This is a genomic window from Viridibacillus sp. FSL E2-0187 (genome assembly GCF_038006425.1).
Lineage (GTDB): Bacteria > Bacillota > Bacilli > Bacillales_A > Planococcaceae > Viridibacillus > Viridibacillus arvi.
The window spans coordinates 2,914,132-2,939,884 of the sequence record NZ_JBBOVG010000001.1 but is presented as its reverse complement, the minus strand read 5'-3'; the positions used below and the strand labels follow the sequence as shown (position 1 = coordinate 2,939,884).

The window sequence follows — 25,753 nt, the reverse complement described above, 5'->3', positions numbered from 1 at the left end:
ACTCAATTGAGTGCTATTTTTTTGTCTTTGTCTTTGAAGACAAACTCTTTTAAAAAATCTGCTACCAACAGTTCATAAGCTTCAGGGTTCATATTAAAGGATTGTGCATGAGGGCCTATATCAAAAAGCTTTAACTTTTTAGGACCCGGCTTTATGCTATACATTTCAATTGTCATTTCAGGTAAGATGAAGTCATCTGGAAGACTGTGAATAAACAGTACTGGCTTTTCAATTTTAGTTACAGCCTCTTTAGGTGAAATGCTTTTTAAAGAGTATCCATCACGCATCCTTAGGAAGATACCAGCAAGTTTTATAGCTATACTGTTACGTAGTGGTGTTTGTTTCGTCATTAAGTAGTATAATTGCTCTGAAAAATCGGAAAATGCACAATCAGAAATGTAGAAGTCGGCTTCGTCCTCTAATGTACCTGCGTATAATAATGTTGTTGCAGCACCCATAGATTCTCCTTGTACACCAATTATACCTTCACCACCTAGCTTTTGCTTTAAAGTTTTCATGACTGCTTGTAAATCATATTTTTCGTAATGTCCATAACTTGTTGTTTTGCCACCAGAGTCACCATGTCTACGATGATCATATACGACTGAGTTAAAGCCTAAGCGCTCGAAAAGACGAGCGTATTTAACGGAATTAATCTTATTTTCCGTAACACCATGGCAAATAATAATCGTGTTATTTGTTTGCAAAGGTTGGAAGTGGATGGCTTTAATTGAATAGCCATTCGGGGAATCAACCCACATCTCTTCCTTATTTACATGATCAAACCAAACTTCGTCAAAACGCTTTGCTTCTTTTTCTCGTTGTAATATGAAGGCTGCATCTTTGTTCTTCATATACATAATACTACTTGAAAATAAGTATCCGAGAATGGCTGTAATGGCACCAAGTGTACCCGAAATAAGCCCGAAAATCCAAAGCAAACGTTTTTTCATGATCATCACTCCTCTACTTTTCCTTAAAGAGCCGGAACTGACCACTGTCAATTGTTCCGGATATGAAAGGTTCGACAATTTTTGCTGCTTCGCAAACTTTTTCGACATCAATCCCTGTGTGAACTCCTATACTTTCTAGCATATGTACAACATCTTCTGTTGCAACATTTCCTGTAGCACCTTTCGCAAAAGGACAACCTCCAAGACCACCTGCTGATGTATCAAATCGGTCTACACCAGCTTGTAATGCAGCATATATATTTGCTAGCGCCATTTTTCGTGTATCGTGAAAATGAGCAGTCAAAAGTAAGTTAGGTAATTCTTCCTTCAATCGTTTAAATAGTGTATAACTTTCTACCGGATTAGCCATGCCAATAGTATCTGCAACACTTAACTCATCCACACCCCAACTCGCAAATACTTTACATAAAGAAATTGTATCTTCAACTTCAATTTTCCCTTCATATGGACAATAAAAAGCTGTTGAAATACATGCGCGTACAAATATTCCTTGCTCTTTCAGTTTTGCCACGACAGGTGCTAAACTATCCATTGCTTCTTCAGTATTTTTATTAATATTTTTTTTATTGAATGTATGACTAACCCCTACAAAAACGGCAATAGCATCTGCACCGTTCTTCATCGCACGCTCCACCCCTGTAGCATTCGGTGCTAAAACAAATTGTCTACCCACTTTAGCAGTTTTATTAACAATTTTTTCTGCATCAGCCATTTGTGGTACCCATTTTGGTGAGACAAAAGAAGTTAACTCCATCTCTGTAATGCCAGAATTCTGCAAACATCTAATGTAATCGAGCTTCACATTTGTCTCAATTAAGTTTTTTTCATTTTGTAACCCATCTCTTGGACCTACCTCGATAATTGTCGCATTATTTGGTAAACTGAACATAACATCCCCTCCTATATTCCATTGTAAGGAAGGGATGTACATATTAGCAAATAAATTCGTACTTAAATAAGGGGGAATAATTATGACAACTGAAGTTGTAATTGTAAGTGCTGTACGTACAGCAATTGGGAGTTTCCAAGGAACGTTAAAGGATGTACCTGCAACAAGACTTGGTGCAATTGTTATAAAAGAAGCGTTGTCAAAGGTAGGGGTGCCTTTTGAACAAGTAGATGAAGTGATCATGGGGAATGTATTACAAGCTGGTCTAGGTCAAAATCCAGCACGTCAAGCGGCTATATTTGCAGGACTTCCAAAAGAGGTACCTGCCTTAACTATAAATAAAGTTTGTGGGTCGGGTCTTAAAGCGGTTCATTTAGCAACACAGGCCATCATTTCAGGCGATGCAGAAATCATCGTAGCAGGAGGAATGGAAAATATGAGCCAAGCACCGTATCTATTGAAAAACGCACGTGAGGGCTTCCGTATGGGCGACCAGAAGGTAATTGATAGTATGATTACGGATGGTTTATGGTGTGCATTTAATGACTATCATATGGGTGTTACAGCTGAAAATTTATGTGACCAATATGCAATTTCTCGTGAAGAGCAAGATCTCTTTTCAGCACGTTCCCAAGAAAAAGCGACAACAGCGATAGAAGCGGGAAAATTTAAAGAAGAAATTATAGCAGTAGAAATTCCTCAACGCAAGGGAGATCCAGTCGTATTTGATACAGATGAGTATGTAAAGCAGGGAACTTCAGTAGAGAAGTTAGGGAAGCTACGACCTGCGTTTAAAAAAGAAGGATCTGTGACAGCGGGAAATGCTTCTGGTATTAATGACGGCGCAGCCGCACTTGTAGTAATGTCAAAAGCTAAAGCCGATGAGTTGGGCATTAAGTCAATTGCAACAGTTGTATCAAACGCAAGTGTAGGTGTAGATCCAGCTGTAATGGGAAGCGGTCCTGTGAGGGCAGTACAAAAAGCCTTAACAAAAGGGCAACTAGAATTAGGGCAAATTGACTTAATTGAAGCAAATGAAGCATTCGCAGCACAATCAATAGCAGTTGATCGAGAATTGAACTTTGACCATGAGAAGTTAAATGTTAATGGTGGTGCAATTGCTTTAGGTCACCCAATTGGTGCAAGTGGTGCTAGAATATTAGTAACACTACTTCATGAAATGGAGAAGCGAGATGTTAAAACGGGTCTTGCTACACTCTGTATAGGTGGAGGGCAAGGTGTTGCAACAATTGTAAAAAGAACGTAAGAAGGAGATTGACCATGGCTAAAAAGAAAAAACAACAAAGACAACAACCAGCACAACAACAATCCGCAAAAAGTGAGGCACTAACATTAAAAGACCAACTTAATGGGGATGTGTTAGAGAAATTAAAGCTTGCTAAAAAAGACCTTGTTGCAAAAGAACAAGCAGCACAAGATGAACGCGAGGCAAAGTTAGCATTTGAACGTAAACAACGCGAGAAGAACAAATCGTTTGAAGAGTTATTGAATGAGTACGGAGATAAGGGGTCCAAATTTAATAGTTAACAAAAGATATGTTTGGCTTGTTTAAAGAGGCATTGAATCAATGGATAAAAGAAGTTTCATAAGTTTAGTAGTTTAACTATATAGTGTGATATAGAAGGTAGTTTTGAAAGGTTTCTTTCGGAGCTACCTTTTATTTCATATAAGCGATGGTAAAACTTTATGCTAATTGGTTGAATATAATATTTTAAATAGCTTGAAAACAGGGGGAAGTATGGTAGTTTCTAAAATTAAATCACTTTTATTAATTTTTCCTATTGTTTTTTTAATTCATGATTTGGAAGAAATCGCAACAGTTGAAAATTTCACTATGAAATTACCCTTTTCTGTTTCTACTGAGGAGTTTATTATCGCATTTATTTTATTATGGATTATCGTAGTGATTGGCTGAGTGACAGCTGCTAATAATAAGCGGTTTATCGGAATACTACCCATAAAATTCTTTGCACTATTAGTTGCAGGTATATTTCTTGCGAATGGAATAGGGCATGTTGTGCAAAGTGTAATCTTTAAAAAATATGTACCTGGTGTCATTACCGCCGTTGTTATCTTAATACCATTTTGTTTGTTTAGTATTAGAAAGCTAGTACTAGAGAATTTAATCACGCCTATGCAGGTAGGTGTGTACTTACTATTAGGTTTCTTATTACAGACACCCTTTGCATTAATTGCGCTACTAATTGCCAAGTGCATAGTATAGGTTTATAAGGATAAAGTATTAAAATTGTAAAAAAAGAAGGATCCGTGATGTTGAATCCTTCTAGCAAATTTAACGATGTGCATTATACGTATCTATTTTTGTTAGTTTCTTTAGTTCTTTAGCATAAATCGATGGTGCATTATTGTAAGCTGAAATTGTTGCTTCCAATTGTTCTTTTGAACTTGCTCCAATAACTGCAGAGGCTACAATAGGTGATTGCAATACATAAGCTAGTGCTGCTGCATGAACATCTTTTGTACTATTTGCCAATTCTTTGAGCGTATCATGAAGTTCATCTTGGCTATAAGTTTGGTAGCCATCTGCTTTTGCTAAACGGTTTGACCATTCATTTGTTAATAAACCTTTAGCTAAAGAGCCACGTGCCACAATTGACGCATTATTTTCTTCTAGCACATCAAACCATTCTTCGGGTCTGCGGTCTAGCAAGCTATATTGCATCATGACAGATACTGCATCACTATTTGGTATAAATTCCTTAATGACATTTGGGCGGATTGATGAAATACCGTATGCCCGAATGATGCCTTCTTTTTTTAAATGATTAAATGCTTCGATTATTTCATCCCAAGGGTCTTCAATTGTTCCACCGTGTAGTTGGTATAAGTCAATATAGTCTGTTTGTAAGCGACGCAAGCTTTCTTTTACTTGATGTTCGATATTTTTTTTAGAAGGGTCCCAGTGCCAACCTTCTCCGTCCTTGTTCCAAACATTGCCTACTTTAGTGGCTAATATAATATCTTGTCGTTTCCCATTTAGTGCCTTACCGACAAGTTCCTCATTGATGCCCTTATCATATAAATCTGCGGTATCAAAATAGGTAATACCATGATCTACCGCTGCATCTACTATCCATTTCGCAGTCTTTTCATCAGTTGGTAGAGACATGCAACCAAGGCCAATTTCTGAAATAATTAAATCGCTATTACCTAACTTTCTACTCTTCAAAAATATCACTCCTCATATGATAATGGTACAATGATTAATAACAAAAGCACAACGGAGAGGGTTATAATCATGAAAAAATTTGAAGAAAAAACGATTAATTCTAAAAAAATTTTTGAGGGTCGCGTTATTTCAGTCAAAGTAGATGAAGTCACATTACCAAATGGCAACATATCAACTAGAGAATTAGTAACTCATCCAGGAGCAGTAGCGATTATCCCTATAACAAACGAAGGAAAAATTGTTCTTGTGGAGCAATATCGTAAACCTTTAGAGCGTAGTATTATCGAAATTCCTGCGGGTAAATTAGAAAAAGGCGAGAAACCTGAGTATACAGCTATCCGCGAGTTAGAAGAAGAAACAGGGTATGGCTCTAAAAATTTCACGTTTGTTCAATCTTTTGCCACATCTCCAGGCTTTGCAAATGAAGTTATTCATGTATATGCTGCGAGAGATTTATATAGAATTGAGAATCCTGCTAGTCTAGATGAGGATGAATTTGTCGAATTATTAGAAGTTACGTTAGAAGAAGCTGAACAAATGATCCGAGATGAAAGAATTTATGATGCTAAAACAGTGTTTGCAATTATGTGGATGAAAAATATCTTTTAAAATAAGTTATGAAATAGGTCGGGACGAGCATAGGTTGTACGAAGTAAAGGAAGGTGACCTATATGAACCGATCATTTCAAATTATTTACTTTTTCTTGATTATTGCAATTGGCTTTATTGGAGGAATTTTACTGTTGCAACTTTCTACTGTTGAACAAGCAGAATGGCTCATTCGAAAAATGGATAGTAGGGTACTCCTACAAGGGAAGCCGTCAATTTGGCAATCTTTATTGCCAGTTGTCATTCCGTTTGCCATTGTTTCGTTACTCGCATCTCATAATTATTTAAGACATGTGGCAAGAATTGTTGTTGTACTAAAATCGGCATTTTTTGGATATAGTGCAGGTTATTTAATCGACACACAAAATGCATTTTGGTCATATGCTGCATGGTGGTTTCCTTTTCAATTGCTTTACAGTATAGTATTAATGGTGTTTTGCATAGTACTTGTACCTGAACCAGTTTATGCTGTCAGGAAGAAGTTACCGATTTTACCGCGTGTAATAGTAGTACTTGTCGCTACTCTAGTAATTTTGTGTGGTGAATTACTTGCAATACACTTTATCTATAAACTAAAATAACTATCAAATAATAATTATTATAATTATAATCAATTCAATCTTGTAATGAGAATCGACTTTTTGGTATAATGAAAGAAGTTTAGGGGGGCGTCGTATGGAGAGCCGTATTGATCGAATAAAAAAACAATTACATGGTGCGAGCTACAAACTGACGCCGCAGCGTGAAGCGACAGTAAGAGTGCTTTTAGAAAATGAGGAAGATCACCTTAGTGCTGAGGATGTTTATTTACTCGTTAAAGAAAAAGCACCAGAAATTGGACTTGCAACTGTGTATCGAACATTGGAACTTTTAACGGAGCTTAAAATCGTCGATAAAATCAATTTCGGCGATGGTGTATCTCGTTATGATTTACGTCAAGAAGGAGCTGCTCACTTCCATCATCACCTCGTTTGTATCGAATGTGGTGCTGTTGATGAAATTCAAGAGGATTTACTTGAAGATGTAGAAGCAGTCGTTGAAAAAAGATGGAATTTTATTATTAAAGACCATAGATTAACATTTCACGGTATTTGCTGGCGCTGTCATGATAAAGAGTCAGATAACAATAGCAATCAATCATAAGTTTATAGCTTACAAACAAAGGATGGCGGAGGTGCTGTCCTTTTTTATTTACCTATTTTTAGGGAGGGAACCAAAATGAATCAAGATGTACTAGATGCAATCCAAGATTATTTACACTTTTTACGCGTTGAACGACAGCTTTCTGACAATACATTGCAATCTTATAAAAGAGATATTACTGCTTATACTAAGAATATTTTCGTAAGTCAAGGTGTACAATATTTTGATGACATAGACAGAGTGAATATATTACATCATTTACAGATGTTAAAAACATCAGGGAAGTCTGCACGGACTATTTCAAGACATATTTCCTCAATTCGTTCATTTCACCAATTTTTGTTAAGAGAAAAAAGAGCTAGTGGGGATCCCACAGTGCATTTAGAAATGCCGAAGTTAGAGAAAAAGTTACCGAAAATTTTATCGATTGAAGAAATTGATAACTTAATTGCTATGCCAAATCTTGCAAAACCCCAAGGAATTCGAGATCAAACGATGCTTGAGTTGTTATATGCAAGTGGTATGCGTATAAGTGAGTGTATTGCACTGAATTTAGAAGATGTTCATACTACGATGGGCTTCGTAAGAGTTTTTGGTAAAGGTGGTAAAGAACGTATTATTCCACTTGGACGAAAAGCTTTAGAAGCGTGCATGGCATATTTAGAAAAGGGAAGACCAATACTAGAAGATAAGTTACATAAATCAGAGGCTTTTTTTATCAGCCAAAGGGGAGATCGCTTAACACGACAATTTTGTTGGAAATTAATGAAGGATTATGCAGAGAAAGCGGGTATAGATAAAGAAATCACACCACATATTTTACGTCATTCTTTTGCGACGCATTTAATTGAAAATGGTGCTGATTTACGTGCAGTTCAAGAATTGCTTGGGCATGCTGATATTTCAACAACTCAAATTTATACGCATATTAGTAAGACGCGATTATCAGAAGTATACAAGCAGTTCCACCCACGTGCATAAAAAAAATTTTTAAATGTCAGAGGTCTGACATTTATTTTTTCGTATAGTTTGGTAAAATGAAAGTAAAGATAAAGGAGGAACACAAATGAACACAAAACCATTTAAACGCATTCACTTAATCGTTATGGATTCAGTAGGTATTGGAGAAGCACCTGATGCTGAAAAGTTCGGTGATGTAGGTGCAGATACATTAGGTCATATTGCAGAAAAAATGAATGGCTTAACTATGCCCAATATGGGGGAATTAGGTTTATCAAATATCCGTGAATTACCTGGTATTACTCCAGTAGAAAAACCTGCAGCTTATTTTGGTAAAATGCAAGAAGCTTCAGTGGGGAAAGATACAATGACAGGTCACTGGGAAATTATGGGTTTGAACATTGATAAACCGTTCAAAGTGTATCCTGAAGGCTTCCCACAAACTTTAATTGAGCAATTAGAAGAACGTACTGGTCGCAAAGTACTTTGTAACAAGCCAGCGAGTGGTACGCAAGTGATTGACGATTACGGTGAAGAGCATATGAAAACAGGCGCTATTATCGTTTATACATCTGCTGATCCAGTATTGCAAATCGCAGCACATGAAGAAATTGTTCCATTAGATGAACTTTATAAAATTTGTGAAATTGCTCGCGAATTAACTTTACAACCTGAATATTTAGTAGGCCGTGTAATTGCTCGTCCTTTCATTGGAACTCCAGGTAACTTTGAACGTACATCAAATCGTCATGATTATGCGTTAAAACCATTTGGACGTACAGTGATGAATGAATTAAAAGACGCTAATTTTGATGTCATTGCATTAGGTAAAATTTCAGATATTTTCAACAATGAAGGCGTAACAGAAGCAATCCGTACAAAAGATAACTCTGATGGTATGGACAAGATATCACAAGTTGTACGTAAGGATTTCCATGGCTTATCATTCTTAAATTTAGTTGACTTTGATGCAGCTTATGGCCACCGTAGAGATCCAATTGGATATGGTGAAGCTTTAGAAGAATTTGACCGTCGTTTACCAGAAGTTTTGGAAGCGTTGACGGAAGAGGATTTATTAATAATTACAGCTGACCATGGAAATGATCCTACTTTCCACGGAAGTGATCATACACGTGAATATGTGCCATTAATCGCTTATTCACCACGCTTTAAAGAGGGTAATGAATTACCACTACGACTTACATTTGCTGATATCGGTGCTACAGTTGCTGAAAACTTCAATGTGAAATTACCTGAATTCGGCACAAGCTTCTTATCCAATTTAAAATAAGGGAGTAATAAAATGCGAATAGTTGATATTATTGAAAAAAAACGTGATGGTGGAGAACTAACTACAGAAGAAATACGCTTTTTCGTAGAAGGTTATACAAATGGTTCTATTCCAGATTATCAAGCAAGTAGTTTATTGATGGCTATTTATTTTAAAGATATGAATGATCGTGAACGTGCAGATTTAACAATGGCAATGGTTGAATCTGGAGATCAAATTGACCTTTCAAAAATTGAAGGTATTAAAGTTGATAAGCATTCTACAGGTGGTGTTGGTGATACAACAACATTAGTATTAGGTCCTCTAGTAGCTGCTGTCGGTGTTCCTGTTGCGAAGATGAGTGGACGAGGTTTAGGGCATACAGGAGGTACTATTGATAAATTAGAAGCTATTGAAGGCTTCCATGTTGAATTGACGACAGAGCAATTCATTGAGCAAGTAAATGACATTAAATTAGCTGTTATCGGTCAAACTGGTAACTTAACACCTGCAGACAAAAAATTATATGCTCTAAGAGATGTAACAGCGACAGTTAGTAGCATTCCTTTAATTGCAAGCTCAATTATGAGTAAAAAAATTGCCGCAGGTGCAGATGCTATTGTGCTTGATGTAAAAACCGGTGAAGGTGCCTTCATGAAGACTGTTGAAGATGCAAAAAATTTAGCACATGCAATGGTCCAAATCGGCAATAATGTCGGTCGAAACACAATGGCTATTATTTCTGATATGAGCCAACCACTTGGTTTTGCGATTGGTAATGCATTAGAAGTAAAAGAAGCAATTGATACTTTACGAGGAGAGGGTCCGGAAGATTTAACGGAGCTTTGCTTAACTCTTGGTAGTCAAATGGTCGTTCTAGGTGGTCACGCTAAAACAATCGAAGAAGCGCGTGAACAATTACTTGAAGTTATCAAAAATGGTAGCGCATTAGAAATCTTCAAACAATTTATTGAAGGACAAGGTGGTAATCCTGCAGTTGTGGATGATACTTCATTGTTGCCACAAGCTCAATATACTTTTGAAGTACCAGCAAAAGAAGACGGCTATGTATCATTCATTGAAGCTGATGAAGTTGGAACTGCAGCTATGCTTTTAGGAGCTGGTCGTGCTACGAAAGAGTCTACTATCGACTTAGCTGTTGGTCTAATGCTGCGCAAAAAAGTTGGCGATAAAGTAACAAAAGGTGAGTCTCTGGTGACAATTTATGCAAACCAAGAAGATGTTTCATCAGTGATTGATAAAATCTACTCACATATTAAAATTGCTAAAGAAGCACCTCAAGCACCGAAATTAATCGAGGCTATCATTACAGAATAATTTTGAAAAGCTGTTACTCATTTAAATGAGTAGCAGCTTTTTTTGTTGATTAAATATAGAAAAAATACTAATTAGATGGAAACTGATAATTTTCGTATTTCCGAGATGATTCTACTGTGAATTATTGAATTGCTTGGTATTTTAAAAAATCACAGTAATATGCAAGTCCTTATCTAGAATTTGAAGACGTTGAACATTAACTAATGTTTATATAATAGATTTGAAACAGCGTTTTTATTAGAAAGGGGAACTAAAGGAGAAAAACATAAATAAGAATCGAATGCTTTACTTCTTATTGCACAAAATGGATAGGTTAGTGGTATAAGCTACCTGCCACTATCCAATGCAGCTCTTTTTTCTTATCAAGAGTCCTTCAACTAAAGGTTAATATAACTCGAAATATTATTAAATTTGATTAGAATTTAACATATATTTTTTAACATAAATGAACACAGGATAAGTGTACCTTAAAGAATAATGAACATTTCATACGATGTGATTTTTTTCTAAGTATAGGTGAGTTACACTGTGACCCTTTGCCCCTGTCTTTCAATATTTCAAACTGTACATTAGCAGTTTTGTTAATAATATATCAAATCATTTTCTCGAAATACTATTCTAATATGTTCAATAATTCACAAGCGCATGTTTTGAAATTCAATAATATCGGCTATATACTAGCATTAACTAGTTTAGAGTAACTTTACTAGAATAAATCTTAGAGGTGTCAACTTTATGAATAAAGATATAGCAAATATAATAGATTCACAGTACAAATTATATATTAATGGCGAGTGGACTGAAGGTTCTGAAGGGAATACAATTGCCGCTTACAACCCAAGTAATGGCGAAAAACTAGCAGATTTCATCGATGCGAGTCATGCAGATGTAGATGCAGCCGTTGAAGCAGCTCAAAATGCATTTAAAACGTGGAAACACGTGAGCATTGAAGAACGCAGTAAATTACTTATTCAAATTGCAGACTTAATCGATGCAAATCGTGAGCATCTTGCAATGGTTGAAACATTAGATAACGGAAAGCCTTTACGTGAAACGATGAGTGCTGACGTGCCACTAAGTGCGGATCACTTCCGTTACTTCGCAGGTGTTATCCGATCTGAAGAAGGTACTGCACAACAATTAGATGAAAATAACTTAACTTTGACACTAAAAGAACCAATTGGTGTTGTTGGTCAAATTATTCCGTGGAACTTCCCGCTACTTATGGCAGCGTGGAAAATTGCACCTGCTATCGCAGCAGGTAACACAGTTGTTATATCTCCATCATCAACTACTTCACTGAGCATTTTAGAACTGGCGAAAATTTTAGATCAAGTTTTACCAGCAGGTGTTGTAAACGTGATAACTGGACGCGGGTCAAACTCTGGTGACTATATGCTACACCATGAAGGCTTTGCAAAATTAGCATTCACAGGTTCAACAGATGTTGGTTACTTAGTTGCCAAAGCTGCAGCTGATCGTTTAATCCCTGCAACATTAGAGCTTGGTGGGAAATCAGCGAACATCTTCTTCAACGATGCAAACTGGGAACGTGCGGTTGAAGGTGCAACAAACGGTATTTTATTCAACCAAGGGCAAGTATGTTCTGCAGGTTCTCGTATTTTCGTACAAGCCGGTATTTATGATGAATTTTTAATAGCAATAAAAGAAAAATTCGAAAGCGTTAAAGTTGGCTTACCATGGGAAGAAGGCACACAGATGGGTGCACAAATTAACCAACGCCAATTAGATAAGATTTTAGAATATGTGAAAATCGGTCAAGAAGAAGGTGCAACACTTGTAACTGGTGGTTACCAATTACAAGATAAAGGTCTTGAGAAGGGTGTATTCATGGCGCCTACGATTTTAGCAGGTACAAATGATATGCGCATCGCTCAAGAAGAAATTTTTGGACCAGTTGCAACAGTAATCAAGTTTGAAACAGAGGAAGAAGTTATCGCAATGGCGAATGATTCTGAGTTTGGTCTTGGTGGAGGTGTATGGACTAGCAACTTAAACACAGCACTTCGTGTAGCGCGTAGTATTGAAACTGGTCGCATGTGGGTGAATCAATATACTAACTTCTCTGCTGGTGCACCATTTGGCGGATATAAAAAATCCGGTATTGGCCGTGAAACTTACAAATCAATTTTAGATGCATACACACAAACTAAAAACATCTTCATTAACACTAAAGAAGATGTAGATGGATTGTACTAATTAACGAATGTTAGATAGTATTATACGATTCCTTGCTAAACTAACGGGGCTTTAGTACAACAATAATAAATTTAATTAGGGCTACACATATAGATATATCTATATGTGTAGCCCTTTTAATATTAACAAGCCTAAAGATAATCATCTTCTTGATTATCTTTTTTATGTTTTAACAGAAGTAATCATTTTTTAGAAAACAGCCAACATAAAACGCTATGAAGCAGAGGAGAGTTTTTGTTGTGCGAATTATTTAAAATTCCCCATCTTCCATCATACAATTTTGTTTTTTTTGAATAGAGATATTTTTTTGATTAAAATTCCCTCGAATCTCCAATACTTATGGATAAAGATGACATCCATTTACTGTCGATTTAGTTCTAATTTTAGAAGGTTTCTTCTTAAATTGTCATGCGAAAGGATAATGCAAAACAATTGTGGAATATGCTTGTGAAAAGGAGGTATGACTATGCAACAACTAACTCAACTGACAGTGGATGGCATTGCCGTTATTCGTTTACAAGGTGATTTAGACCATCACGCTGCAAACCGTATTCGAGAAGATATTTCACAAGCAATATACCAAGGTAGCGTTCACGCAATTGTTTGGAACTTAGGTGATCTGCAGTTTATGGATAGCGCTGGCATTGGTTTGATCTTAGGAAGAATGCGTGATTTAGCGCCGATTAATGGACAAACCGTCATCTTAAATCCGTCTGCTACTATGCAGAAAATATTCCAGTTTTCAGGATTATCCAAATATATTTGGCAAGGTACAGAAGATGAAGTAATTCGAACTTTAGGGGGGATTTTGAATGGATAATGAAATGACTTTATCGTTTTTAGCGGTCAGTGAAAATGAAGCACTAGCGCGTATGGCGATGACGAGTTTCATGACAGTGTTGGATCCAACGATTGAGGAATTATCCGAGGTGAAAACTGTCATTTCAGAAGCAGTTACAAACGCAATTATTCATGGCTATGAGGAAAATCGCACAGGTATTGTAACTGTTTATGCTACTCGTGTTGATCGCGAAGTGACTGTGACGATTTCTGATCAAGGATGTGGAATTGAAGACGTACAGCAAGCAATGGAACCTTTATATACTACAAAGCAGCAAATGGATCGTTCTGGCATGGGCTTTACAATTATGGAAAGCTTCACGGATCAGTTATCTGTTAAATCCGAACGCGGGAAAGGGACAACGGTCACCTTCAAGAAGCAATTTCAACCAGTAGGTTCACCGTTTGCCGCTAGGTGAGGAAATGACATCTAAACCACAAGCCTCTTCCATATTGCTGACACAGGAGAAAATGCGAGAGCTCATACTGCAGTCTCAAGCTGGCGATGCTAACGCTAGAAAGGAGATGGTGGAGGGGAATACGCGTCTTGTCTGGTCAATCGTACAGCGTTTTGCTTCACGCGGGGCAGATTTAGAAGATCTTTTTCAAATTGGTTGTATTGGTTTGATGAAGTCAATAGATAAATTTGATCTGTCATACCAAGTGAAATTTTCAACTTACGCAGTACCTATGATAATCGGTGAAATTCAGCGTTTTTTACGGGATGACGGTATGGTTAAAGTAAGCCGATCTATTAGAGAGCTTAACTATAAAATTCGCCATGCCACAGATGATTTTCTTAAAATCAATGAGAGACCCCCTACCATGAAGGAATTAGCGGATTTGTTGGAAGTCACAACTGATGAGATAGCAATGGCTTCTGATGCTCTAAGGGACCCTGCATCACTACATGAACAGTTATTTGAAAGTGATGGTGATCCGATTACGTTAATGGATCAAATGAGAGATGCTACCTCTGAAAGGCCTTTTGAGCATATACCACTTCGAGACATATTAACGAGACTTGGTAAAAGGGAACAATCTGTAATTTATTTGCGCTATTACTTAGATTGTACTCAAAGTGAAATTGCTGAGAGACTTGGCATTTCACAAGTACAAGTATCACGACTAGAAAAACGAATCTTATCACAGTTGAAAGTTTGGCTAGCACCAGGTCAATTGAAAGGATTAGAAAAGGCGGCAAAAAAATGACTGAAGAACAAAAACCTATTTTCGCAAGTATAGAAGAAGCAGAAAAGTTTATGATTTCAAAATTCGGTGAAAGCGAAAGCTTTGATATAGGGATGAAGCATTTGCATTTATACAAAATGCCGGTGTTTACTATTTATATTAATGGGCTTATTGATAGTGCCAACTTCACAGAAATTCTTGTTAATATTCAACCTACCCAAGAGATAGAAGGATATACACCAGAAACTGAGCCGGAATTTTTCCAATTTTGCTTCCCGTATTTTGCTTGGGAACCGATGAAGAGTCAAGAACAGCTATTAACTGCGATATTAGGGGGCCAGGTGGCGTTTATTACACCATCTGGCTATGCTTTTATAGCAGATTTGAGAGCTTATCCTGGTAGACAACCTGATGAACCTGATAATGAGAAAGTTATTAGGGGATCGCGTGATGGATTTACAGAAAATATTGTACAAAACTCGGGGCTTATAAGAAGGCGAATTCGGGATGCATCATTGCGTTTTGAACTGCATCAAATCTCAGATAAAGGCAAGACAGATACGGCAATTGTCTTTATGAAGGGTATTGCCAATGAGGAACATCTCAATTATATACGCCAGCGTATGAAAAAAATTAAACATGATGGTTTAACAATGGCTGATAAATCAATAGAGGAATGGTTATTTAAACAAGGTTTCCATCCATTACCTTTTGTACGCTACACTGAGCGACCTGATATTACCGCCGCTCATTTATTAGAAGGTCATATCGCGATAATTGTCGATACGTCACCTTCAATTATTTTAGTACCCGTAACATTTTTTCATCATTTACAACATGCAGAGGAATATCGTCAAGCCCCTTTTATTGGAACAGCTGTCCGCTTCTTACGCTTCTTCGGGACTTTTTTAAGCCTCATAGTATTACCTTTTTGGTATTTATTAATCAAGCATCATGAAATGATTCCTACGTTTTTAGATTTCGTAGGAATAGATAAGAAGTCCGCCATACCGATATTACTCCAAATATTAATAGCAGATGCAGGGATAGAATACTTGCGGCTTGCCTCCATTCATACACCAACTCCACTTTCCACTGCGATGGGATTAATTGCAGGTGTTATTATTGGGAATATTGCAATTGATGTTGGACTTTTTTCACCTGAAGTTGTGTTATATACAGCAATTACTGCCATTTTCACATTTGTAATTCCTTCGTATGAATTGAGTATCACCATTAAAGTATTTAGGGTCTTTTTGCTACTAATGACCGCATGGCTCGGAGTTAATGGATTCTTCCTTGGCATATTTGGGCTTTTCTTATATATTTGCTCTCTACGACCAATGAAGGTACCTTATATGTGGCCAGTAGTTCCGTTCTTCCCACAAGCATTTTTACGTATATTCATACGGTTCCCTATGACGAGCGATGCTTTAAGACCGTATATTGTTGGTGCAAAACAGCGAAAACGTTCATGAAATGCCATTGCATACATTTCTCTTTCTATGATAAAGTTCAATTAGTTATAGAAAAATTCCGTGAATTCTTTTTGGGGTATACGGATAAAGGGAGAGATTTGAATGCATTTATATGGGACTCAAAATGTAACTGAAAATGGTCATTTAACAATTGGGCAAGTAGACGCTATAGATTTAACAAAAACATATGGTACACCTTTATTCGTTTACGATACAGCGCTTTTCCGTGAGCGAGCACAAGGGTTTATTAATACTTTTAAAAATGCAGGTGTGCAAGCACAAGTTGCTTATGCTAGTAAGGCGTTTTCAAGCGTTGCAATCTATCAATTAGCGGCTGAAGAAGGACTATCAGTCGATGTTGTTTCTGGTGGTGAGCTTTATACCGCTTTAAAAGCAGGTTTCCCAAGCGAGCGCATTCATTTCCATGGTAATAATAAAAGCTACGATGAATTAATCCTTGCTTTCGATTCGAAAATTGGATGTATTGTAATTGATAACTTTGATGAAATTGATGCCTTGAAACAACTATCTGAAGCACGTCAACAAAAAATGCACGTCCTAATTCGTGTGACGCCAGGAGTAGAGGCGCATACACATGACTTTATAACAACAGGTCAAGCAGATTCTAAATTTGGTTTTGACTTAAATAATGGACAAGCGGACCGTGCATTTACACTATTGCAAAACCACGCATTTTTAGATTTACAAGGGATGCATTGTCATATTGGGTCACAAATCTTCGATACAGCGGCTTTCAGTTTAGCAGCAAAAAAAATAAGTGATAAAATGGGCGAATGGTATAAAGAATCCGGCTTCATTAGCCAAGTATTAAATTTAGGTGGAGGATTCGGAATTCGTTATACAGAAGAGGACACTCCACTTCAACCAGCAGTTTATGTAGATGATATGATTAAAGCGGTACAACAAGAGATGGCTGCTTTTTCAATGCCGATGCCTGAAATTTGGATTGAACCAGGTCGTTCGTTAGTTGGAGACGCTGGTACTACACTTTATACAGTCGGTTCTCAAAAGGAAGTTCCTAATACGAGAAATTATCTAGCGGTTGATGGTGGGATGTCTGATAATATTCGTCCAGCTCTTTACGACGCAAAATACGAGGCTGTCATTGCAAATAAAATGAATGACCAATTAGTTAGAACATATACGATTGCTGGTAAATTATGCGAGTCTGGTGATAAACTGATTGAGGATATCAAGTTACCAAAAGCAGAATCAGGGGATATTCTAGCTGTGTTCTGTACAGGTGCTTACGGTTATTCAATGGCGAGTAACTATAATCGTATACCAAGACCGGCTGTCGTTTTTGCGGAAAAAGGGACACACCAATTAGTTGTGAAGCGCGAAAGTTATGAAGATCTTGTGAAGCTTGACCTTCCTCTAACGATTGGGAAGGAGGTAAATCGTTAATTGAAGAAAAGTAATATTTTATTACTTCTGTTATTCCTAATATTAACAACTGCATGGGGCGTTGTTTATTGGCTTTATATTGCTCCATCAAGTATAGGTAAATAATGTGAATCTATTTGCGTAATTTTTGCTTTTCGTGTAGGATGTTGAAAGATACTTAAAGGCAAAAAGAGGGATCATATAAATGTTATGTCGTTATAAGAAAGCATTCGAAAAAATTGCGATGGGGCTCTTGTCGTTTATGCCAGATCAAAAAGACCTGAAATTACTACAAGAAACGATTCGACAATACGATACAGATCCAAACTGGCAACTGTTTTTATGGAAACAAGAGGATGACTTTATTGGTTTAGTTGGCGTAGAGATTGCTGATGACGAATGGATTGTTAGACATATATCGGTTGACCCTTCACATAGAGGTGAGGGACTCGGTAAAGAGATGGTTAAACAGCTTTCTAAAATGGATATGGATTGTGTGATTGCGGCTTGTGATCAAACTGCACCGTTCATACAGAAATGTAAAGCGATGCTAGAAGAAGCAGACAAAGAAATTTAATGTCTGCTTCTTCTTTTTTCGTCTCTTGCTAAGAGAATATCCGAGCGGTCACGTAGCATATGCTTATGTTGTAGGTAATGAGCATCTGTTTCTTTCAATAAGGCAATTGATGTGAGAATTTGCTTCTCTAAGGTTTCTGAGGTAATTGGTAGAATAAATTTTTGGAAAGGCTCTTTTTTTTCTACTGCAAGTTGAACTTGTTGCATAGAGTGTAAAATTGCAATACCGTCCACTTCTTCCATAAATGAAGAATTGACGGACTGCTCTAAAGTAATATATGCTTTTTTTAAGATTGTTTTGGCGCCACTAAAATTTTCTCGGCGCCAGTGGTATAGGCCGGTCGCTAGTTGAATCCATCCCGTTAAGGGGTGAGTTTTATCTCTTGGAGCTATTTCTTTCCAATACTCCTCTAACACTTCGTGACATTCAAAGTAATCTTGATTGCCATTGAAATATGTTAGAAACTGGACAAATAATGGGTGGTACATCGGATGCATTTCGAACACCATTCCTCTATACTGTATTTTGAACATAAACTGTCAGGTGGTTGACTATGTCATATGAAGTAAAACTCGAGGCCTTTGAAGGACCTCTCGATCTATTATTACATTTAATTCATCGCTTGGAAATTGATATTTATGATATTCCAATGGCGGAGCTTACGGCTCAGTATATGGAGCATATTCGTGCAATGCAAGTACTTGAATTGAATGAAGCAAGTGAATATTTAGTTATGGCAGCATCTTTACTAGCGATTAAGAGTAAAATGCTCTTACCAATCCATGAAGGGGAGTTGGATGAAACTGAATTCGACATGGATGAGCCCGATCCACGTGAAGAGCTCGTTGCCCGATTAATTGAATATAGAAAATTTAAAGATGCTGCAGTGAATTTAAAAGACTTAGAATCGTCTCGTGGGCAATATTTTACAAGGCCACCAGCGGATCTTTCAGCATTCGCACCAGCAGAACAATTAGCATTATTTGAAACGTCTGTAAATGTGTTTGATATGGTCGGTGCTTTTCAGAAAATGCTTAGACGAAAACATCTAAAGGCGCCATTGACTACTAAAATTACTAGGCACGATGTTTCCATAAAAGATCAAATGAAAACTATGATGGGTGTGCTAAAATTAGCAGGTGGACGCTCGAGCTTTTTCGATCTATTCCCTTATGAAGATAGATCAACTTTGGTTATTACCTTTTTATCATTACTAGAATTGATGAAACGCCAAATAATAGCAGTAGAGCAGAATAATAACTTTGAAGATTTAACTGTAATATTACGGAAGGAAGATTTGAACGATGAACAACTTGAATCAATTGATGAGCAAAATTGAAAGCTTACTTTTCGTAATTGGTGAAGATGGTTTAACTGTCAGACAACTGAGTTTCTTAACAGAAGAGCAAGAAGAGAAGGTAGCACAAGCTTTAGAACAATTAGCTCATCATTACAACACAGAAGAAGGGCGTGGCATTACACTGAAAGAATTAGCTGGTACTTACCAGCTTACTTCAAAACCAGCCCTTGCAGATACGATTCAGCGACTTGTTGAAAACCCGCCTAGTCAATCATTATCACAAGCCTCACTAGAAGTTCTTGCCATTGTTGCTTACAAACAACCCATTACTAGAGTAGAAATTGAAGATTTACGTGGTGTGAAAAGTGAACGACCGCTACATACTTTAAGCTCAAAAGGATTAGTACAGGAAGTAGGTCGAGCTGAAGGAACAGGCCGAGCAATTTTATACGGCACAACAAAGGAGTTCTTAAACTACTTTGGCTTGAAAGATTTAAACGAATTACCAGATTTACCTACGGGTGAAACTGATTCAACTGATGAAAACCCAGATTTATTTATGTCTAAGTTCCAAGAAGCTTTCCAAGATTCAGATTCAGAATAGAAGAAAGGTGTGGGCGATTGCTTCGCCGATATATAATCGGATTATTGATGTTAGTTTTACTACTAGTTACTACGACGCATAGTTCCGCTGCATCAAGTTCATATGCAGTCATTGATGCAGAGACAGGGAGATTACTAGCGGGGTCTAACGAAAATGTACCTTTACCAATTGCTAGTTTGACGAAAATGTGGACTGCGCTTGTCGCTATAGAGAATTTGGATTTAAAAACACCAGTTACAATATCTCAACGAGCAGCAACGAGTGAAGGCTCTTCTATTTATTTAACTGCAGGAGAAGAGACAACATTAGAAACATTACTTTATGGACTATTGTTACGTTCAGGGAACGATGCAGCTGCAGCAATAGCAGAAGCTGCAGGTGGATCTCTTGAAGGTTTTTCAAAAATGATGAATGATACCGCACTCTTTTACGGTTTGGAAAATACGCATTTTGAAAATCCATCAGGTCTTCACGCTGAAAAGCACTTAGCTTCTGCATATGACACAGCTCAAATGTTACGGATTGCCATGCAAAATAAAAAATTTGAGAAGATAGCCTCTACAAAATATTTTAAAGGTACTACAGAGAATGGGACATTATGGGAAAATAAGCATAAGCTCGTTCGTAATAACAAATTTGCGATAGCCGGTAAAACAGGCTATACGAAAGTAGCTGGAAGAACACTTGCTACTTATTTTGAAAAGGATGGCAAAAAAGTAATTGTAGTAACGATCAATGAGGGAAATGATTGGGTTGTCCATAGTGATTTTGCTGATTATGTGTTTAAACACTATACGAATGAAGTAATAGCAAAAGCAGGTACGTATTCTGTACAATCAGATATTGATGTAAAATTAACAGAGCCACAGCACTTACTTCTGACGAAGAAAGAAGTAAAAAAAGTGAAAAATATCTTACAGTTGCCTAGGTCCAAAACCAAAGATTCGATAGGTAGATGGTCATTTTATATAGATGACCAACCAGTTAAGGATGCTATTGTTGATGTAAAGTGGAAATAAATAGTTGAGTAGAGTAAAGGCTGCTTATATTAGCAGCCTTTTTCGATTTTAGGTAAAAAGTGATATAAAAAGCAGATAAACTGTTTACAAACATATTAGTTAAGGACTTAAATAAGGTACTAATACTTTTCTTATAGTAGAAAGTGTGCCATAATTTTGGACAGGCTAATAGTATTTAACTTATGAGGTGAACGAATGGAAAGACTACAAAAAGTAATAGCGTATGCAGGGATTGCATCACGTAGAAAAGCAGAAGAAATGATTAAGCAAGGCTTAGTTAAAGTCAATGGACAGGTAGTTAGAGAGCTTGGCACAAAAGTCTCTCCTTCTGATTCAGTGGAAGTAGAAGGAGTTAAATTAGAAAAAGAACGTAAAGTATATCATCTTCTATATAAACCAAGAGGTATTATTTCAGCTGTAACAGACGATAAAGGTCGTAAAACAGTAACAGATTTATTCCCCGAAGTTGAACAACGCATATTCCCTGTTGGTCGTTTAGATTATGAAACTTCAGGCTTGCTACTTTTAACAAATGACGGTGAGTTTTCTTACCAACTTACACATCCAAAATTCAAAATTGATAAAACATATGTAGCACGTGTAAAAGGAATACCTACAAGAGAAGCATTAAGACAATTAGAGCGTGGAGTTATGCTTGAGGATGGAAAGACTGCACCAGCACGCGTAAGACTAATGTCTTCAGATAGCAAATCAGGCAAGGCGATTGTGGCAATTACAATTCATGAAGGCCGTAATCGTCAAGTGCGACGTATGTTTGAAGCAGTAGGTTACCCAGTACAAAAATTAAAACGTGAACAATTTGCTTTTTTAACATTGCATGGATTGAATGCAGGTGAGTCGAGAGAATTGACACATCATGAAGTTAAACAATTAAGAGTGTTAGCTGAGACAGGTAAAATAGGTTAAACCTTATGTATATCAATAATCGTTAACATTCTGAAATGGTATAAGACGTTTAGTTAGTATTTTCTAAACGTCTTAACCAATTTTACATAGCATAAAACAACATGAGACAAGCTCAAAAAAATGATATAAAAAACACTATGCTTAGAATGGAAACGTTCACAAACACTTCAAATATACAAAATACCGCCATTCAAAACTTTGCTATAATTAGGTAGATTGTTTCGGATGTTTTTTAGGAGGTCTACTTCGGGTATGGATAAAAAGAAAAAAAGATTCTATGTAAGAACGCTGATTTTAGCAATACTTGTAGTAGCAATTGGATATACGATATATACAACAGCTACTAAGGATGAGGTTCGATTATTAAAAGTTGGAGCAGAAGCGCCAGATTTTTCTCTAGTTGATTTAAATGGTCAAACACATCGCTTATCTGATTATAAAGGTAAGGGTGTCATGTTGAATTTCTGGGGTACTTGGTGTAAACCTTGTAAAAAAGAAATGCCGGCAATGAACAATCAGTATAAGGTGTTTAAAGACCAAGGTATAGAAGTGTTATCTATTAACCAAGCACAAACAGTTTTTGAAGTAGAAAATTTCATTTCTGACTTCGATTTGAAATTCCCAGTTGTAATCGATAAAACAAAAAGTGTCACAAGGGCTTATAATGTTAATAACTTACCAGCTTCTATATTTATTGATCCAACAGGTAAAGTTGTTCGAGTACATGAAGGCGAATTGACAGAAGAAATGTTAGCTGAATTCTTTTCAAGTATCAAGCCAGAGTAAGGAGTTCTAGAGGATGAAAAAAATTATTTGTGAATGTGGTCACGAGAACCCAGAAGGCACAACTTTATGTGAGAAATGTGGTAGCCCACTTTCCGAAGAAGAAAAGAGCAGAAAAATAGCAGATATGCGTTATGAAGGAACCGCGATTCGTTCAAAAACGTATAACAAAACGATTATTGATAAAATTTGGAACTTCTTTTCAAGTGTAAAAGTAGGCGTTGCAATTATTATTATTACGTTAGTTGCCGCAGGTATTGGTACATTTCTACCTCAAGTTATTTATGTATCTCTTACAGAATATCAAGACGCTGCAGCAGCATATAAAGCCGCTTACGGTACATTTGGATCAATTTACTATAAATTAGGATTAGCTGATATTTATAGTTCATGGTGGTTCCAAACATTAATTGGCATGCTTGGTATTTCAATTATTGTTGCCAGTCTAGACCGAGGTATTCCATTATACAAATCTTTAAAAAATCAACGAGTAAAACGTCATGAAAACTTCTTGAAGCGTCAACGTATTTTTGCTTCAGGTGAAATGTCATCAGAAGAAGCTGATAAAGCATTTGACCTAACAGAGGCGAAAATGAAAGAAATGAAATACAATGTTCGTCGTGAAGAGGGCGCATTATTAGCTGAAAAAGGTCGTTTTGCGAGATGGGGTCCATATATCAACCATGTCGGTTTAATCATTTTCTTATTTGGTGTTATGCTCCGTTTAATGCCAGGTTTTTACATTGATAAAACACTTTGGATCCGTGAAGGCGAAACAATGGCTATTCCCGGAATGGAAGGCTTTTATTTAGAAAGTGAAAAATTCACTTTTGAAACATATTCAAAAGATGAACAAAAAGAAGAATTTAATGAATCTAAAAAAGCAGTCAACGCTGTTGCGAAAAACTACCAAACAGATGTTAAGTTATTTAAAGCACCTGATGACTCAGTTCCTGGTGATACATCTAATTTAACTCTAGTGAAAGAAATGCCGATTATTGTAAATAAGCCACTGAAATATGATGGTTATGCACTTTATCAAATGGATTTCCGCTTGAATGAGTTAAAGACGATGCACTTTGATTTAATTGATAAAAAGTCGGAGAAATCTCTGGGATCAGTAGCAATTGATTTAACTAACCCTGAAAAAGAATATAAAGTTGGGAAAGATAGTAAAGTTGTCTTGAAAAAATACTTCCCAGACTTTGCAGGCTTTGAAGACGGTGAACCACAAACAGCTTCACCATTACCAAATAATCCAGCATTTATTTTTGATATGTATACACCTGAAACACCAAAAGGCGAAACAAGCTTTGTAGCTATTAAACAAACACTTGAACCATTAGGTGAAACTAAGTATAAAATGAAATTTAGTGCTGTTGATACACGTAACGTATCAGGCTTAACAGTCCGTAAAGATAAAACACTTATGATACTAATGCTAGGTGGCATAATCTTTATGTTAGGTGTCACAATCGGTTCTTATTGGAGCCACCGTCGCTTATGGCTATTAAAAACAAAAGATGGTCGTTTATTAATGGCATCGCATACAAACAAAAACTGGTTCAGTATGAAAAAAGATTTGGATGCAGTTACGGAGTACGCTCATCTTCCGGTTTATGTAGATCAACATGATGAAGATCAAAAAGCAGAAGATGCTGAGAAGAAATTGAAAGACAAAGAAAAGGAAGGTGACAACATCTAATGAGTTTAATTGACTTAAGCGGAAATCTACTATTTGTAGCATTCGTCGCATACCTAATAGCTACTTTACTTTTTGGTGGTGCAGTCAAAGGTGGTTCAAAAAATGAATCAGCTGATGCAGGGAAAAAATGGGGTTCATTAGCGATTATCATTACGCTTGTTGGATTCATTGCAAATCTAGGTTATTTCATTACTAGATGGGTGTATGCTGGACATGCACCTGTTAGTAATATGTTTGAATTTACGACAGCATTCGGCATGTTCGTTGTAGGAGCATTTATCTTAATTTACTTTATTTATAAAGTGCCGGCACTTGGACTCTTTGCCTTACCAATAGCAATTATTATTATTGCTTATGCTAGTATGTTTCCTCGTGAAGTAAACCCATTAATACCAGCGTTAAAAAGTTACTGGCTATACATTCACGTAATTACAGCAGCAATTGGAGAATCTATTCTAGCAATAAGTGCTGTTGCAGGTTTGATTTATTTACTAAAAAATATCGACCTAACAAAAAGATCTAAAGAAAGTTTCTGGATAGAAGTGGTTATGTACGCCTTAATCCTAGTACTAGGATTCGTAGCAGTTACAACGACATTTAACGTAACAGGTTATGAAGCGGAATTTAGCTACATAGATAAAGATGGTAATACTAAAGAAATTACGTATAATACACCGGCACTGTTCGGAATGCATCAATCTGAATTGTTAACCGCAGATAAAATGGAACCAATTGCAAACGTACCAGCAATCGTCAATGCAAAAAAATTGACAACAGTTGTTTGGTCCATCTTAGTTGGAACAGTTTTATACGGTTTAATTCGTTTAATCATTCGTAAACCAATTGCGGTTATCATGCAACCATTCGCAAAACGTGCAAACTCACAATTGATGGATGAAATTGGTTATCGTTCTGTATTAATCGGGTTCCCAGTATTTACGCTCGGTGCATTAATCTTCGCGATGATTTGGGCGCAAGAAGCATGGTCGCGTTTCTGGGGCTGGGATCCTAAAGAGGTTTGGGCACTTATCACATGGTTATTCTATGCGGCATTCTTACACTTACGCCTTTCAAAAGGATGGCAAGGTAAGAAGTCAGCTTGGTTAGCAGTAATTGGTTTCGTTATCATAATGTTCAACCTAGTTGCTGTTAATTTAATCATTGCAGGTCTTCACTCGTACGCTGGTTAATAATCAGCTTAGGATTGTAGCAAAGCTAAAGCCTTTTCCTTTATAGGGAAGGGCTTTTCTTTTCATTTCGATAGGCTGAATGTACAATAGACATATAGATGGTTTTGGGAGGAATAGT

General features: G+C 36.7%; 28 protein-coding genes. 24 read left to right on the top strand and 4 right to left on the bottom strand.

The genetic code is table 11. The annotated features are described in order from the left end of the window. Positions 1-2: 2 nt before the first annotated feature. Both MHH85_RS14410 and MHH85_RS14405 read right to left on the bottom strand, forming a co-directional pair. Complete coding sequence (locus tag MHH85_RS14410; protein WP_340707578.1) at positions 3-953, bottom strand: alpha/beta hydrolase; 951 nt, start codon at positions 951-953, stop codon at positions 3-5. Positions 954-966: 13 nt separating this feature from the next. Beyond that, positions 967-1,863 (bottom strand): hydroxymethylglutaryl-CoA lyase, encoded by an 897-nt coding sequence (locus MHH85_RS14405; protein WP_340707577.1) that lies wholly within the window; start codon positions 1,861-1,863, stop codon positions 967-969. 82 nt (positions 1,864-1,945) lie between these two features. Here MHH85_RS14405 and MHH85_RS14400 point away from each other — a divergent pair, with 82 nt between their 5' ends. The 4 genes from MHH85_RS14400 (at position 1,946) to MHH85_RS14385 (ending at position 4,108) form a co-directional block, all read left to right on the top strand. Then, a complete protein-coding gene (locus MHH85_RS14400; RefSeq protein WP_340707576.1) occupies positions 1,946-3,130 on the top strand; it encodes an acetyl-CoA C-acetyltransferase in 1,185 nt (394 codons plus the stop codon). 14 nt (positions 3,131-3,144) lie between these two features. Continuing rightward, positions 3,145-3,411 carry a YqkE family protein gene (locus MHH85_RS14395; protein WP_193738843.1) on the top strand — a complete coding sequence of 89 codons (267 nt, stop codon included), beginning with the start codon at positions 3,145-3,147 and terminating at the stop codon, positions 3,409-3,411. A 211-nt stretch (positions 3,412-3,622) separates the two neighbouring features. Then, the gene (locus MHH85_RS14390) at positions 3,623-3,799 is read left to right on the top strand and encodes a hypothetical protein (RefSeq protein ID WP_340707575.1); all 177 of its coding nucleotides are present in this window, start codon (positions 3,623-3,625) and stop codon (positions 3,797-3,799) included. After that, the gene (locus MHH85_RS14385) at positions 3,800-4,108 is read left to right on the top strand and encodes an HXXEE domain-containing protein (RefSeq protein WP_340707574.1); all 309 of its coding nucleotides are present in this window, start codon (positions 3,800-3,802) and stop codon (positions 4,106-4,108) included. It abuts the gene before it with no gap. Between the two features lie 69 nt (positions 4,109-4,177). Here MHH85_RS14385 and MHH85_RS14380 read toward each other — a convergent pair whose 3' ends face one another. Further along, a complete protein-coding gene (locus MHH85_RS14380) occupies positions 4,178-5,074 on the bottom strand; it encodes an aldo/keto reductase (protein WP_340707573.1) in 897 nt (298 codons plus the stop codon). Between the two features lie 69 nt (positions 5,075-5,143). On the opposite strand from MHH85_RS14380, the gene MHH85_RS14375 reads away from it, so the two are divergent. The 13 genes from MHH85_RS14375 (at position 5,144) to MHH85_RS14315 (ending at position 18,107) form a co-directional block, all read left to right on the top strand. Then, on the top strand, positions 5,144-5,683 hold the full coding sequence (locus MHH85_RS14375) for an NUDIX domain-containing protein (protein ID WP_193738846.1): 540 nt from the start codon (positions 5,144-5,146) through the stop codon (positions 5,681-5,683). Between the two features lie 62 nt (positions 5,684-5,745). Further along, positions 5,746-6,264, top strand: a complete 519-nt coding sequence (locus MHH85_RS14370; protein ID WP_053417381.1) for a hypothetical protein — start codon at positions 5,746-5,748, stop codon at positions 6,262-6,264. A 94-nt stretch (positions 6,265-6,358) separates the two neighbouring features. Further along, the gene (gene fur / locus MHH85_RS14365; protein WP_053417380.1) at positions 6,359-6,826 is read left to right on the top strand and encodes a ferric iron uptake transcriptional regulator; all 468 of its coding nucleotides are present in this window, start codon (positions 6,359-6,361) and stop codon (positions 6,824-6,826) included. A 75-nt stretch (positions 6,827-6,901) separates the two neighbouring features. Further along, a complete protein-coding gene (xerD, locus tag MHH85_RS14360) occupies positions 6,902-7,807 on the top strand; it encodes a site-specific tyrosine recombinase XerD (protein WP_053417379.1) in 906 nt (301 codons plus the stop codon). An 85-nt stretch (positions 7,808-7,892) separates the two neighbouring features. Next, positions 7,893-9,077 (top strand): phosphopentomutase, encoded by a 1,185-nt coding sequence (gene deoB / locus MHH85_RS14355; RefSeq protein WP_340707572.1) that lies wholly within the window; start codon positions 7,893-7,895, stop codon positions 9,075-9,077. A gap of 12 nt (positions 9,078-9,089) precedes the next feature. After that, a complete protein-coding gene (locus MHH85_RS14350) occupies positions 9,090-10,394 on the top strand; it encodes a pyrimidine-nucleoside phosphorylase (protein WP_193738848.1) in 1,305 nt (434 codons plus the stop codon). Between the two features lie 735 nt (positions 10,395-11,129). Next, positions 11,130-12,614 (top strand): aldehyde dehydrogenase family protein, encoded by a 1,485-nt coding sequence (locus MHH85_RS14345; RefSeq protein WP_340707571.1) that lies wholly within the window; start codon positions 11,130-11,132, stop codon positions 12,612-12,614. Positions 12,615-13,080: 466 nt separating this feature from the next. After that, a complete protein-coding gene (locus MHH85_RS14340; RefSeq protein WP_340707570.1) occupies positions 13,081-13,434 on the top strand; it encodes an STAS domain-containing protein in 354 nt (117 codons plus the stop codon). After that, complete coding sequence (gene spoIIAB, locus MHH85_RS14335; protein WP_038190956.1) at positions 13,427-13,873, top strand: anti-sigma F factor; 447 nt, start codon at positions 13,427-13,429, stop codon at positions 13,871-13,873. Before MHH85_RS14340 ends, spoIIAB begins: the two co-directional genes overlap by 8 nt. 4 nt (positions 13,874-13,877) lie before the next feature. Beyond that, the gene (locus tag MHH85_RS14330; RefSeq protein WP_340708179.1) at positions 13,878-14,666 is read left to right on the top strand and encodes a SigF/SigG family RNA polymerase sporulation sigma factor; all 789 of its coding nucleotides are present in this window, start codon (positions 13,878-13,880) and stop codon (positions 14,664-14,666) included. Continuing rightward, positions 14,663-16,123 (top strand): spore germination protein, encoded by a 1,461-nt coding sequence (locus MHH85_RS14325; protein WP_340707569.1) that lies wholly within the window; start codon positions 14,663-14,665, stop codon positions 16,121-16,123. Before MHH85_RS14330 ends, MHH85_RS14325 begins: the two co-directional genes overlap by 4 nt. A gap of 102 nt (positions 16,124-16,225) precedes the next feature. Beyond that, positions 16,226-17,551: a diaminopimelate decarboxylase gene (gene lysA / locus MHH85_RS14320; RefSeq protein WP_340707568.1), complete on the top strand. Its 1,326-nt coding sequence runs from the start codon at positions 16,226-16,228 to the stop codon at positions 17,549-17,551. Positions 17,552-17,735: 184 nt separating this feature from the next. Beyond that, a complete protein-coding gene (locus tag MHH85_RS14315) occupies positions 17,736-18,107 on the top strand; it encodes a GNAT family N-acetyltransferase (protein ID WP_038190938.1) in 372 nt (123 codons plus the stop codon). Here the strand turns inward: MHH85_RS14315 and MHH85_RS14310 are convergent. Then, positions 18,104-18,604, bottom strand: a complete 501-nt coding sequence (locus MHH85_RS14310) for a DUF309 domain-containing protein (RefSeq protein ID WP_340707567.1) — start codon at positions 18,602-18,604, stop codon at positions 18,104-18,106. The genes MHH85_RS14315 and MHH85_RS14310 overlap by 4 nt on opposite strands. 56 nt (positions 18,605-18,660) lie before the next feature. Here MHH85_RS14310 and MHH85_RS14305 point away from each other — a divergent pair, with 56 nt between their 5' ends. From MHH85_RS14305 to ccsB, 7 genes are all read left to right on the top strand, one after another. Continuing rightward, the gene (locus MHH85_RS14305) at positions 18,661-19,446 is read left to right on the top strand and encodes a segregation/condensation protein A (protein WP_340707566.1); all 786 of its coding nucleotides are present in this window, start codon (positions 18,661-18,663) and stop codon (positions 19,444-19,446) included. Then, a complete protein-coding gene (scpB, locus tag MHH85_RS14300; RefSeq protein WP_193738853.1) occupies positions 19,412-20,011 on the top strand; it encodes an SMC-Scp complex subunit ScpB in 600 nt (199 codons plus the stop codon). Before MHH85_RS14305 ends, scpB begins: the two co-directional genes overlap by 35 nt. 17 nt (positions 20,012-20,028) lie before the next feature. Continuing rightward, positions 20,029-21,030 (top strand): D-alanyl-D-alanine carboxypeptidase family protein, encoded by a 1,002-nt coding sequence (locus MHH85_RS14295; protein WP_340707565.1) that lies wholly within the window; start codon positions 20,029-20,031, stop codon positions 21,028-21,030. Between the two features lie 195 nt (positions 21,031-21,225). Continuing rightward, a complete protein-coding gene (locus MHH85_RS14290) occupies positions 21,226-21,957 on the top strand; it encodes a pseudouridine synthase (protein WP_038190931.1) in 732 nt (243 codons plus the stop codon). 252 nt (positions 21,958-22,209) lie between these two features. Then, on the top strand, positions 22,210-22,743 hold the full coding sequence (gene resA, locus MHH85_RS14285) for a thiol-disulfide oxidoreductase ResA (protein ID WP_038190928.1): 534 nt from the start codon (positions 22,210-22,212) through the stop codon (positions 22,741-22,743). 13 nt (positions 22,744-22,756) lie between these two features. Continuing rightward, a complete protein-coding gene (locus MHH85_RS14280) occupies positions 22,757-24,445 on the top strand; it encodes a cytochrome c biogenesis protein ResB (protein ID WP_340707564.1) in 1,689 nt (562 codons plus the stop codon). Continuing rightward, positions 24,445-25,635: a c-type cytochrome biogenesis protein CcsB gene (ccsB, locus tag MHH85_RS14275; RefSeq protein WP_340707563.1), complete on the top strand. Its 1,191-nt coding sequence runs from the start codon at positions 24,445-24,447 to the stop codon at positions 25,633-25,635. The genes MHH85_RS14280 and ccsB overlap by 1 nt, the downstream gene beginning before the upstream one ends. Positions 25,636-25,753 lie beyond the last annotated feature (118 nt).